Raw genomic sequence first — 11065 nt, 5'->3', positions numbered from 1 at the left:
CCGAGCGCCGGGGCACTCCGCGGTGCCGCCCGGGGCCTGCCGCCCGCCCGGGGCCGTCCGGCCACCGGTGTCCGGCCCGTCCCGGCCGCCGCCCAAGTATCCGCTATCCCCGGTCGGCCGCCTCGTCAAGGCCGCGCGGCACCGCTCAGGGGCGCCCGGCGGCCGGGCCGGGGCAGTCGGGGCACGGGCGCGTACGCCGGGCCGTACGTGCCCGGGGGTGTGCCGCGCGGGACGCGCCAGGGCGTACGCGCTGGTGAGCGCGCGTGGGGCTACGGCGCCGGTGGGCGCGCGTGGGGGCGTACGGCGCCGGGCGTGCCCGCGTCAGGGTCGTACGAGCAGTTGGAACTCGAACGCGTAGCGCGAGGCCCGGTAGGTGTGCGAGCCGAACTCGACGGCCCGGCCGGTGTCGTCGAAGGCGGTGCGCTCCATGGTCAGCAGCGGCGCGCCCGCCGACTCCTCCAGGCGCCGCCCCTCCTCGACGGTGGCGGCGCGGGCGCCCACGATCTGCCGGGCGCTGTGCAGGGTGATCCCGGCCGCGCGCAGCAGCCGGTACAGGCCGGTCTCGGCCAGCTCCGCGCTGTCCAGCTTCAGCAGTCCCGCGGGCAGGTGGTTGCGCAGGTGGGCCATGGGCTCGCCGTGCGCGAGGCGCAGCCGCTCCAGCAGTACCACCTCGGTGCCCTCGGCGACGCCCAGCGCGGCGGCGACCTCGGCCGTGGCCGGTTCGGTGGTGTTCTCCAGCACGCGCGTGGCGGGGTCCTGGCCGGCGGCCTGGAGGTCGTCGTAGAGGCTGCTCAGCTCCAGGGGCCGCCGGACCTGGCTGTGCACCACCTGGGTGCCCACCCCGCGGCGGCGCACCAGCAGGCCCTTGTCGACCAGCGACTGGATCGCCTGCCGGACGGTGGGGCGGGACAGGCCGAGCCGCGCCGCCAGGTCGATCTCGTTGCCGAGCAGGCTGCCGGGCGCGAGCCTGCCCTGTTCGATGGCCGCTTCGAGCTGCTGGGCGAACTGGAAGTACAGCGGCACGGGACTGCCCCGGTCCACGCTGAACTGCGGTGCCTCCACTGCTCCGGAGCCTTCATCCCGATGGGCCACGAGGTGAGCGTAGCCTCACGGGAAGGTGACGGGAAGTCGCGAAGTCTGCTTGTCAGGACAAATCGCTCACCACGGCAGCGGACGGCCGTCGCGGAAGAATCCCCCGGTGGGTCCGGAGTCCGGCAGGGTGGCCGCCCAGACCACGCCCGCCGCGCCGTCGGAGACCGGCCGGCCGCCGGGGCCGCCCATGTCGGTGGCGACCCAGCCCGGGCAGACCGCGTTGACCAGCACGCCGGACGGGCGCAGTTCGGCGGCGAGCATGCGGGTCAGCGCGTTGAGTGCGGCCTTGGAGGCGCTGTAGGCGGGGGTGCCGCCGCCCATGTTGGTCAGCGAGCCGGCCTCGCTGGAGACGTTGACCAGGCGCGGGTGGGCGGCGGCGCGCAGCAGGGGCGCGAAGGCGCGCGCCACGCGCCACGGCCCGTACAGGTTGGTCTCGGCCGCCTCCCGTACGACGCCCAGGTCGGCGGTGACGGCGCGCTGCCCGGTGTCGTAGTGGATCGCGGCGTTGTTGACCAGCACGTCCAGCCGGCCGAACCGGGCTGCCACCTCCGCGGCCGCCGCCTCGGCGCTCGCGTCGTCGGTGACGTCCAGGGTCAGCGGGTGCACCGGCCGGCCCTCCTCCGCGAGCTGCCGCGCGGCGGCCGCGGCGGCGTGCGGGGAGCGGGCGGTGAGCACAACCGTGTGCCCGCGCGCGGCGAGCTGCGCGCAGATCTCGCGGCCGATGCCGCGGCTGCCGCCGGTGACGAGGGACACCGGCGAGCCCGGGGAGCCGAGGGAGGAGTCCATGGCACCGATCGTGGTCGGCGAACCGGCCGCGCGTCCAAGAACCGGTGTGATAGCCATCGGCTATGGACGCTCACCTGCGGGACCTCCGGTACTTCGTCGCCACCGCCGAGGAACTGAACTTCACCCAGGCCGCCGAGCGGCTGTTCGTGTCGCAGCCCGCGCTCAGCAAGCAGATCCGGCAGCTGGAGGAGCAGCTGCGGGTGCGGCTGTTCAACCGCGACCGCCGCGCCGTCACCCTCACCGCGCCGGGCGAGACCCTGCTGCGCTCGGCGCGGGAGCTGATCCGGGTGTGGGACGAGGCACAGCGCGCGGTCAGCGACGCGGCCGCCGCCGAGTCGGCGGTGCTGACCGTCGGCGTGTCCACCAGCGTCGGCCGCGGCCTGCTGCCCGCCGCCCGCGCCCGCTTCGCCGAGCGGCGGCCGGGCTGGCGGATCCGGGTGCGCCAGGTCGACTGGGAGGACGCCACGGCGGGGCTGGCGGGCGGCGACGTCGACGTGGCGCTGATCTGGCTGCCGGTGCCCCGGCAGGAGACGTGGTCCGTCCGGGTGGTGGCCACCGAACCGCGCTGGGTGATGCTGCCCGCCGGGCACCGGCTGGCCGACCGCGGCGAGGTGCCGTTCACCGAACTGCTCGACGAGCCGTTCCTGGCGCTGCCGGAGAGCGCGGGGCCGCTGCGCGACCACTGGCTGGCCGTCGCGGAGCGGAGCGGGCGCCCGGTGCGGGTGGGCGGGGTGGTCTCGAACGCGGACGAGACCTTCGAGGCGGTGGCCGAGGGCAGCGGCGTGGTCCTGCTGGCGGCCGGGAACGCGGCGATCTACCAGCGCCCCGGCATCGTCGCCCGCCCGGTCGTCGGCCTGTCGCCTGCCGAACTGGCGGTCGCCTGGCGTCCCGGGGACCACAGGTCGGCCGTCCGGGACTTCGTCGAGGCCCTGCTCGGCGCGGACGGACCGGCGCGGACGGCCCCCGGTCCCGCGTGAGGTCCCGGGGGCTTCAGGCGGCCCGTGGCCCCCGGCGGGTGTACGGCGCGGGGCAGGTCGCCGCCGTTGGCCCGGTGGCCCCGGAGGTCACCGGGCGGCCCCGGCCCAGGGGCCGTGCGGGGGCTGAAGGGCTCGCCGGCCGCCTGGAGGGCGGCGACAGCGGTGTGGCCCGCTCGACGGCCCCGGGGGCCCGGCACGCGCCGCCGATACGCGTGGGGACGGTCAGTCGGCTGGAGACGTACGCCGGAGGGAGGCGGCGGCTTCCCCCCGTGTGGCGGCCCAGGAGGCGAGCAGGCGCAGGCTCTCTTCGGAGGGCGAGCCGGGTTCGGCGGTGTAGACGGTGAGGGTGAGTCCGGGTACGGCGGCCATCTCCAGCCCTTCGTAGGCGAGGGTGAGTTCGCCCACGGCCTGGTGGTGGAAGCGTTTGGTGCCGGTGCCGTGATGGCGGACGTGGTGGGCACCCCAGCGGGTGCGGAAGTCGTCACTGCGGGTGGACAGCTCGCCGACGAGGTCGTGGAGGCCCTTGTCGTGCGGGTCGCGGCCGGCTTCGGTGCGCAGGATGGCGACGGCGATGTCGGCGGCCTGGTCCCAGTCGGGGTGGAAGCGGCGGGAGGCGGGGTCGAGGAAGTTGAAGCGGGCGAGGTTCGCCTGGTTGCCCGGGGTGGCGTAGACGTCGGCGTAGAAGGCGCGGGCGAGCTGGTTGGCGGCGAGGATGTCCATACGGCCGTTGCGGACGAAGGCGGGCCCGGCGGTGACGGCGTCCAGGGTCCACTGCAAGCTCCGGTGCGGTGTCCACTGCCGGGTGGTGCGGCGGCGGGGGCGGGTGAGAGCGTCGGAGCCGTCCGCGACCTGGGCCAGGTGGAGGAGGTGGGCGCGCTCGGCGTCGTCGAGCTGGAGTGCGCGGGCGACGGCCTGGAGGACGGCCGGGGAGACCCCGGCCAGGTTGCCGCGTTCGAGCTTTGCGTAGTACTCCACGCTCATGTCGGCGAGTGCGGCGACCTCGCTCCTGCGCAGGCCGGGGACGCGCCGGCGGCTGCCGGAGGGCAGGCCCGCCTGCTCGGGGGTGATCCTGGCTCGCCGCGAGGTGAGGAACTCGCGGACCTCCGCATGGTTGTCCACGCCTTCGACGGTACGTCCCGCACGCGGCCGAAGAGGTGTACTGCCGGTACACCCTTCGCTGGTGACTCGCTTGGCGTGCCAGGAGCAGGTTACCTGAATGCCGTGGTGCTTTCCGGCTCGGTCGCAAGGGGGCCGGGCGGGCGGCCCGCACTCGGGCCCGGGCGGCGGCTCGCCGCCCGCGACCGGTCACGACCCGCACTCGGCGACGGCCGGTACGCCCGGTATCGCACACCTCGACACGCAAAAGGAACCTCTCATGCGCGGCGCAGTGCTCCACGCCCCCGGTGACGTCCGTTTCGAGACCCTGGACGATCCGAAGATCCTCCACCCCACCGACGCGATCATCCGCACGGCTGTGACCTGCGTGTGCGGCTCGGACCTGTGGCCCTACCGCGGCCTGGAGCCGGTCGCCGGTCCGCATCCGATGGGGCACGAGTATGTCGGCTTCGTCGAGGAGGTCGGAGCTGAGGTCGCCTCCGTCCGGCCGGGCCAGTTCGTGGTCGGCTCGTTCGCCACCTCGGACAACACCTGCGCCAACTGCCGCAACGGCTTCCCGTCGAACTGCCTGCATCGCGAGTTCATGAGCACCTGCCAGGCCGACTACGTCCGCATCCCCAACGCCCAGGGCACGCTGGTGGCCACCGGCGAGCACCCGGACGGGGAACTGTGGCCCGGCCTGCTGGCCGTCTCCGACGTCATGGGCACCGGCTGGTGGGCCGCCGAGGTCCGGCCCGGCTCCACCGCCGTGGTGGTCGGTGACGGCGCCGTCGGCCTGTGCGCGGTGATCGCCGCCAAGGAGATGGGCGCGGAGCGGATCATCGCCATGAGCCGCCACGCGTCCCGCCAGGAGCTGGCCCGGGAGTTCGGCGCCACCGACATCGTCACCGAGCGCGGCGACGAGGGTGTCGCGCGGATCAAGGACCTCACCGGCGGCATCGGCGCCGACAGCGTGCTGGAGTGCGTGGGTACCGCCCAGGCCATGCGGCAGGCCCTGCACGCGGCCCGTCCCGGCGGCAGCGTCGGCTTCGTCGGCGTCCCCCACGACGTGGCCGTGGACGGGCAGGAGCTGTTCTTCTCCCACGTCGGCCTGCGCGGCGGGCCCGCTCCCGTACGCCGCTACCTGCCCGACCTCATCGACCGCGTCCTGTCCCGCCGGATCGACCCGGGGAGGGTCTTCGACCTCGCCCTGCCCCTGGACCAGGTCGCCGAGGGCTACCGGGCGATGGACGAGCGCCGCGCCGTCAAGGCCCTTCTCAGGCCCTGACCCCGCATGCGTGCCGTCATCGTCGTCGCGCTCCTGCTGGCCCTGGCGGCCTGCGGCCACACCCCGCCGCCGACGTCCCCGCAGCCGACATCCCCGCCCCCGACGTCCCCACCGCCCGGCACACCGAGCGCGCCGCCCGAGAGGAGCACCGTGCGGACGATCCGCCTGTCGATCGACGGCCACGGCATCGGCGCCACCCTGGACGACAGCGCCGCGGCACGCGACTTCGCGACGCTGCTCCCCCTCACGCTGGACCTGGAAGACTTCCACCGGACGGAGCGCGTCGGCGACCCGCCGCGCAGGCTGGACACCTCCGACGCCCCGGACGCCGTCACGCCGAAGGCCGGTGACCTCGCCTACTACGCGCCCTGGGGCAATCTCGCGTTCTTCTACCGCGACGGCGAGCACTCCCCGGGCCTGGTCATCCTCGGCCGCCTCACGGACAGGCGGGACATCGACCGCCTCGCCACCGCCGCCCGGGTCCGCGTCGAAGCCGCTCCCTGACCCCTGTCAGCCTTCTCCCGGAAGAAGCCCACACCTGTGAACCCCACATACGACTTCACCGGCCAGGTGGCCCTCGTCACCGGCGCCTCCTCCGGCATGGGCCTGGCGACCGCCCGGGCCTTCGCCGCCTCCGGCGCCGCCGTAGCCCTCACCGACATCGACGAAGCCGCCCTCACCGCCGCCGCCGGACAGCTCACCGCGGAAGGCCGCCAGGCCCTCGCTCTCGTCTGCGACGTCACCGACGAGGATCAGGTCGCGGCCGCGGTGGACCGCACCGTGGAAACCTTCGGCCGTCTCGACATGGCCTACAACAACGCCGGCATCCAGATCCCGCCCTCCGACGCCGCCGAGGAGCCGGCCGCGGCCTTCGACCGGGTCAACGCCGTCAACCTGCGCGGCATCTGGGCCAGCATGAAGCACGAACTGCGCCACATGCGCGCCCAGGGCAGCGGCGCGATCGTCAACTGCTCCTCTCTCGGCGGCCTGGTCGGCATCCCCGGCCGCGCCTCCTACCACGCCTCCAAGCACGGCGTCATCGGCCTGACCGGCAGCGCCGCCCTGGAATACGCCCCGCGCGGCATCCGTATCAACGCCGTCTGTCCCGGCACCATCGACACCCCCATGGTCGAAGACATGATCGTCAAGGGCGAGCTCGACCGCGCCGAAGCCGAAGCGGGCCAGCCCGTCAACCGCCTCGGCACCGCCGACGAGGTCGCCCAGGCCGTCCTGTGGCTGTGCAGCCCCGGCGCCGGCTTCGTCATCGGCGTCGCCCTCCCCGTCGACGGCGGCTACGTCGCCCGGTAACCGCGGCGCCAGGACCGGGTTCCGTCGGAACGACCCGTACCCCGAGGGGGAGTGACAGCAGAGCAGTCCACCCCCGAGGAGCCGGAGGCGATCGCTCCCCCGTTCGCCGAGGTCACCACGACATCCTCTTCGGCGACGTCTGGGAGCGCCCCGGCCTCTCGCCCCGTGACCGGAGCCTGGTCGCGCTCACGGCGGCCGGAGCGGGCCCGCGCCGCGCAGCGCGTCCCGTACGCGCGTGACGCCGCCCGCCCACGGGGCCGCGTCGCCTGAGTCCTCCCACAGCTCGCGCAGTTCGGAGTCCTCCGCCAGGACCCGGTCCAGGGCCCGGGCCGCCAGCGCCGCCAGGTCGTCCGGGAGCGGCGGCAGGGGCTCGCGCGGGCCGTAGGCCGAGTCGGCGCCGCCGCCCGTACGCGCCGCGGCCACCAGGGCGGCCGCCGCCACGGCCCGGGCGCCGTCCGGGCCTTCGAGGTAGCCGGCCTCCTCCGCCGCCGCGCGCAGGGCGTCCCGCAGCAGCCGCGCCCGCTCCCGCACCGGCGCCCGGTCCAGCGTGCCCGCGAAGTCCGCCGCCTCGTCGTTGTCGAACGGCCCGATGTCCCAGGTGCCCATGGCGGAACTGTCCCCTCCGCGCGATGAATGTCACGGTGTGTCCACGCCTGGCATGGTGTCAGACGGTGCCGACGGCCTCGTGGAGGACGTCTGGAGGGCCGCACGGCCGCCGCCCGAACCGGGGGCCCGTACGCGCCGGGGCGCGAGCCCGTACCGCGCTCCCCGCCGTCGGCCCGCGCGGGCGGACGGCGACCGCCCGCGCGTAAAAGGCCGCGGCCGCTGCCCGGGAGGGGTGGCAGCGGCCGCGGCGCCGGGGAGGCGAAAGGTTTCGGCTGGTCGGGCCGACGGCTCAGCAGCCGTAGTCGACCAGGTCGAAGGACGCGTAGTGGTCGGCGGTGTAGTAGTCCTCGTCCGTGCGCTGCCCGGTGACGATGCGCCGGGCACCCCGGTCCGGGGAGCCGGGGGTGATGACGGTGTACTCGTGGTAGTAGCCGTTGGTCTGCCGCGGCAGGATGCCCTCGCGGTTGGAGAAGACGGTCCCGTCCTTCGGGTACGGGAAGGGGCCGCCCTGGTCGATCAGGCGCAGGGTGTCGTGGGCCTGGGACGGCAGGTCGGAGTAGCAGATGTCGCCGACCGACGCGACGGCCGCCGGCGCGGCGGCCGCGACGCGGTGCGCGGCGGCCGGGGCCGCGGGGCCGGCCGCGACGGCCGGGCCGCCGACGAGCAGGGCGGTGGTGAGGGCGCCGAGAGCGGCGATGCGGGAGAACCGTGGGGGGAAGTTCATGCCTCCAGCATGACGCGCGTAGACCACGGCCCGTCAACGTCAACTCATCCGATTTTCCCAGGAGTTCACGGGCCTTCCGCCCAGGTGACGGACGCGTTAACCACAGGGGGCGCATGCGGCCGGGATGTGCGCGGCCCCAGCGGACGACGCGTGGTGACCCCGGCCCCGCACGGCAGTTGACGCGGCGTCAGCCGTTCAGCTTGGCGTACCGCTCGGCGAGCCGCGCCGCGCCGTCCGCCGTCAGCGACCCGTGCACGCGCAGCCGCGCGATGCCGCCGTCCGGGTAGATGTCGATCCGCACGTGCGTGGCGGGCGGCAGCGGGCCCAGCGCGAAGCGGTGGACGGTGTCCGGCTGGAGGCGGGTGCGCGGCAGCACCGGGAACCAGCCGCCGCCCGGACCCGCGCCGCAGGCGCCCGAGACGGCCGGGGCGTCCGCAGGGCCCGCGGCGTCCGGCGCGGCGTCCAGCGCGTACAGCGCCGCCCAGCCCGCCGCGTTGCCCTTCAGGTGGCTGGTGTCGATCTCGACGGCGCGCAGCACGGCCTGCTCCGCGAGCCGGTAGCGCACCCAGTCGTGGCCGAGGTCGCGGCGGCGCCGGGTCTCCCAGCCCTCGTCCATGCGCCGCGCGCGACCGGGCAGGACGGTGTTGCCGGGCGGCGAGTAGAAGCGGTCTGAGGCGTCCTCGGCGGCGCCGCCGTGCTCCAGCGCTGCCAGGTCGAAGGTGCCGAGGGCTGCGAGCCAGGCGGGGTCGGGCACGGCCTCCCCGTAGACGCGCAGCCGGGCCACCCCGCCGTCCGGGTACTGGCGCAGCCGTACGTGGGTGAAGCGGCGCCCGGCGTCGACGGCGAAGCCGTTGGCGGCGTGCCCGCCGACCGGCGTGCGCGGCACCAGGACGGTCCACTCCACGCCGTCCGCGAGCAGGTCCTCGGGCGACGGCGCGCCGGGCACGGCCGCGGCCTCGACCGACACCTCGCGCGGGTGGTTGCCGCGGAAGTGGGCGGTGTCCACCACGACGCCGCGTACGACGCCGGGCGCGCCCAGGCGCACCATCGCCCAGTCGTGGTCGCCGTCGGCGGGATGCGGCCGGTCGGCGCTCAGGCCGCGCCGGCGGCGGGTCTCCCAGCCGTCCATCACCTTGCCCTTGTGGCCGAAGGCGTGCGGGTCGAAGTACGCGGGCTCCGGCGTGAGCAGGTTCTCGCGCTCGGCGAAGAACTCGTCGTTCGCCGCGGTCACGCTGCCGCCCAGGCGGCGGTCGGCGAGGTCGGTGAGGCGGGCGAAGGGGAAGTCGGCGGTGCGGTAGTCGGCGTACGGGTCGCCGCCCGCGTAGGGCGCGGCGGGACCGGTGAAGCGCGGCGGGGTCACGCGCGCCCCCTTTCCAGCAGGCGGCCGGCGGGCTCGCCGGGCACGCCGTCCTCGGCGATCCGCCGGCCGCGCAGCCAGGCGGACCGTACGACGCCGTACAGGGTCCGGCCGGCGTACGCGGTCACCGGGTTGCGGTGGTGGAGAGCCGCGGGGTCGACGGTGAAGGTCTCCTCCGGCGCCAGGACGGCGAAGTCGGCGTCGCGCCCGGGCTCGACGGCGCCCTTGCGGTCCAGGCCCGCCAGGGCGGCGGGCGCGGTGGACATCCAGCGGGCCACGTCCGCGAGCGTGTGGCCGCGCCGCCGGGCCTCGGTCCACACGGCGGGCAGGCCCAGCTGGAGGGAGGAGATGCCGCCCCACGCCTGGCCGAAGTCGCCGGTCTTCAGGTCGGCGGTGCACGGGGAGTGGTCGGAGACGACGCAGTCCACGGTGCCGTCCGCCAGGCCGGCCCACAGCGCCTCCCGGTTGGCGGCCTCCCGGATGGGCGGGCAGCACTTGAAGGCCGTGGCGCCGTCCGGCACCTCCTCGGCCGTCAGGGTCAGGAAGTGCGGGCAGGTCTCCGCGGTGATCCGGACGCCCTCGCGGCGCGCGGCGGCCAGCAGCGGCAGCGCGCCGGCGGACGACAGGTGCAGCACGTGCACGCGCGTGCCGTGCTCGCGCGCGAGCGCGATCAGGCCGGCGATGGCGCGGTGCTCGGCCTCGGGCGGCCGGGAGGCGAGGAAGCCCGCGTAGGCCGCTCCGGCGGCCGGCGGGGCGGCGGCCAGGACGCCGGGGTCCTCGGCGTGGACGACGAGCAGGCCGTCGAAGCCGGCGATCACGGCGAGGGCGGCGGCGAGGCGGTCGGGCGCCAGGTGCGGGAACTCCGGCACGCCCGAGTCGGTCAGGAAGCACTTGAACCCCAGCACACCCGCATCGTGCAAGGGCTTCAAGTCGTTCAGGTTGCCGGGTACGGCGCCGCCCCAGAAGCCCACGTCCACGTGCGCCGCCGGGCGTGCCACGGCCTGCTTGACCGCCAGGGCCGCCACGGTGGTCGTGGGCGGGACGCTGTTGAGCGGCATGTCGACGAGGGTGGTGACGCCGCCGGCCGCGGCCGCGCGGGTGGCGCAGCCGAAGCCCTCCCAGTGGGCGCGCCCGGGGTCGTTGACGTGCACGTGCGTGTCCACCAGGCCGGGCAGGAGCGCGTCGTCCCCGAGGTCGGCCAGCCGGGCGCCGGGCGGTACGGGCGCGTCGTGCGGCGCGACGGCGGCTATCCGGCCGTCCGCGACCGCGACGGACGCCGGGCGCACGCCGTCTGGGGTCACCACGCGCGTCGAGCGCAGTACGAGGTCCACGTCGGCCACCGCCACTCGCCCTCCTCTCACCCACGGGCCCTTACTTCCGAATAGCGGAATTCCGTTTTCTTTCCGGGGAGTCTACTGGCCGGTCGGCTCCGGCGCGTGAGGGAAGCGGGGGAGAACCGGCGCGCCGCGCCGCGCACCGCCCGGCCCCCGGCGGCCGACCGTTCCGGCGGCGGGCGGGAGGCCGTGGTCCGGCGGGCGCGGGCACAGCCGGCCCACTCCGGCGGGCGATGCCATCGGGCCCTCCCGGGGGTGCGGTCGCGGAAGACGGCTTCCGCTTGACGGTGCACGAGGCATGTTGCGGCGCGGTTACGGAGCTATTGCCCTCGCCGTCGTACCGGACCGGGCCGCCGGGCGGGCGGACACGCCTCGGCCCGGCGCTTCGGCCCAGCGGTCCGGCCCGGCAGCCCGGCCCGGGCATCCTGGGCGCCCGGCGCCGGGGCCCGCTCCGGACCGCGCCACCGGCCGGGACCACGGACGGGCGGCCGCCGCCGG

The 11065-nt window shown here is 75.8% G+C and carries 11 protein-coding genes; 4 read left to right on the top strand and 7 right to left on the bottom strand.

Annotated elements, in window-relative coordinates; all coding sequences use genetic code 11:
- Window positions 1-321: 321 nt before the first annotated feature.
- Together RKE29_RS23245 and RKE29_RS23240 are read right to left on the bottom strand one after the other, a co-directional pair.
- Window positions 322-1041 (bottom strand): GntR family transcriptional regulator, encoded by a 720-nt coding sequence (locus RKE29_RS23245; protein ID WP_312007531.1) that lies wholly within the window; start codon window positions 1039-1041, stop codon window positions 322-324.
- Between the two features lie 117 nt (window positions 1042-1158).
- Complete coding sequence (locus tag RKE29_RS23240) at window positions 1159-1878, bottom strand: SDR family NAD(P)-dependent oxidoreductase (RefSeq protein ID WP_312007530.1); 720 nt, start codon at window positions 1876-1878, stop codon at window positions 1159-1161.
- 62 nt (window positions 1879-1940) lie between these two features.
- Here RKE29_RS23240 and RKE29_RS23235 point away from each other — a divergent pair, with 62 nt between their 5' ends.
- Window positions 1941-2855 (top strand): LysR substrate-binding domain-containing protein, encoded by a 915-nt coding sequence (locus tag RKE29_RS23235; protein WP_312007529.1) that lies wholly within the window; start codon window positions 1941-1943, stop codon window positions 2853-2855.
- 222 nt (window positions 2856-3077) lie between these two features.
- Here the strand turns inward: RKE29_RS23235 and RKE29_RS23230 are convergent, their stop codons facing one another.
- Window positions 3078-3974, bottom strand: coding sequence for a helix-turn-helix transcriptional regulator (locus RKE29_RS23230; protein WP_312007527.1), 897 nt, complete (start codon window positions 3972-3974; stop codon window positions 3078-3080).
- Window positions 3975-4230: 256 nt separating this feature from the next.
- Between RKE29_RS23230 and RKE29_RS23225 the strand changes: the two genes are divergently transcribed.
- The 3 genes from RKE29_RS23225 to RKE29_RS23215 are packed head-to-tail and all read left to right on the top strand — an operon-like array spanning window position 4231 to window position 6546.
- A complete protein-coding gene (locus RKE29_RS23225) occupies window positions 4231-5238 on the top strand; it encodes a zinc-dependent alcohol dehydrogenase family protein (RefSeq protein WP_312007526.1) in 1008 nt (335 codons plus the stop codon).
- A 6-nt stretch (window positions 5239-5244) separates the two neighbouring features.
- A complete protein-coding gene (locus tag RKE29_RS23220) occupies window positions 5245-5742 on the top strand; it encodes a cyclophilin-like fold protein (protein WP_312007525.1) in 498 nt (165 codons plus the stop codon).
- Window positions 5743-5778: 36 nt separating this feature from the next.
- Window positions 5779-6546 (top strand): glucose 1-dehydrogenase, encoded by a 768-nt coding sequence (locus RKE29_RS23215; protein WP_312007524.1) that lies wholly within the window; start codon window positions 5779-5781, stop codon window positions 6544-6546.
- Between the two features lie 186 nt (window positions 6547-6732).
- On the opposite strand, the gene RKE29_RS23210 is transcribed toward RKE29_RS23215, so the two are convergent.
- The 4 genes from RKE29_RS23210 to allB all read right to left on the bottom strand — a co-directional run bounded on the left by RKE29_RS23210 (window position 6733) and on the right by allB (window position 10579).
- Entirely contained in the window at window positions 6733-7152 is a 420-nt protein-coding gene (locus tag RKE29_RS23210; protein WP_312007523.1) for a DUF4259 domain-containing protein, read from the bottom strand.
- 289 nt (window positions 7153-7441) lie between these two features.
- On the bottom strand, window positions 7442-7876 hold the full coding sequence (locus RKE29_RS23205) for a ribonuclease domain-containing protein (protein WP_312007522.1): 435 nt from the start codon (window positions 7874-7876) through the stop codon (window positions 7442-7444).
- Window positions 7877-8063: 187 nt separating this feature from the next.
- Window positions 8064-9236 (bottom strand): allantoicase, encoded by a 1173-nt coding sequence (gene alc / locus RKE29_RS23200; RefSeq protein WP_312007521.1) that lies wholly within the window; start codon window positions 9234-9236, stop codon window positions 8064-8066.
- Window positions 9233-10579, bottom strand: coding sequence for an allantoinase AllB (allB, locus tag RKE29_RS23195; protein ID WP_312007520.1), 1347 nt, complete (start codon window positions 10577-10579; stop codon window positions 9233-9235). The genes alc and allB overlap by 4 nt, the downstream gene beginning before the upstream one ends.
- Window positions 10580-11065 lie beyond the last annotated feature (486 nt).

It is taken from the genome of Streptomyces sp. B1866, assembly GCF_031932565.1.
GTDB lineage: Bacteria > Actinomycetota > Actinomycetes > Streptomycetales > Streptomycetaceae > Streptomyces.
The sequence above is the reverse complement of the archived record's forward strand: the minus strand, read 5'-3'. Positions and strand labels throughout refer to the sequence as shown.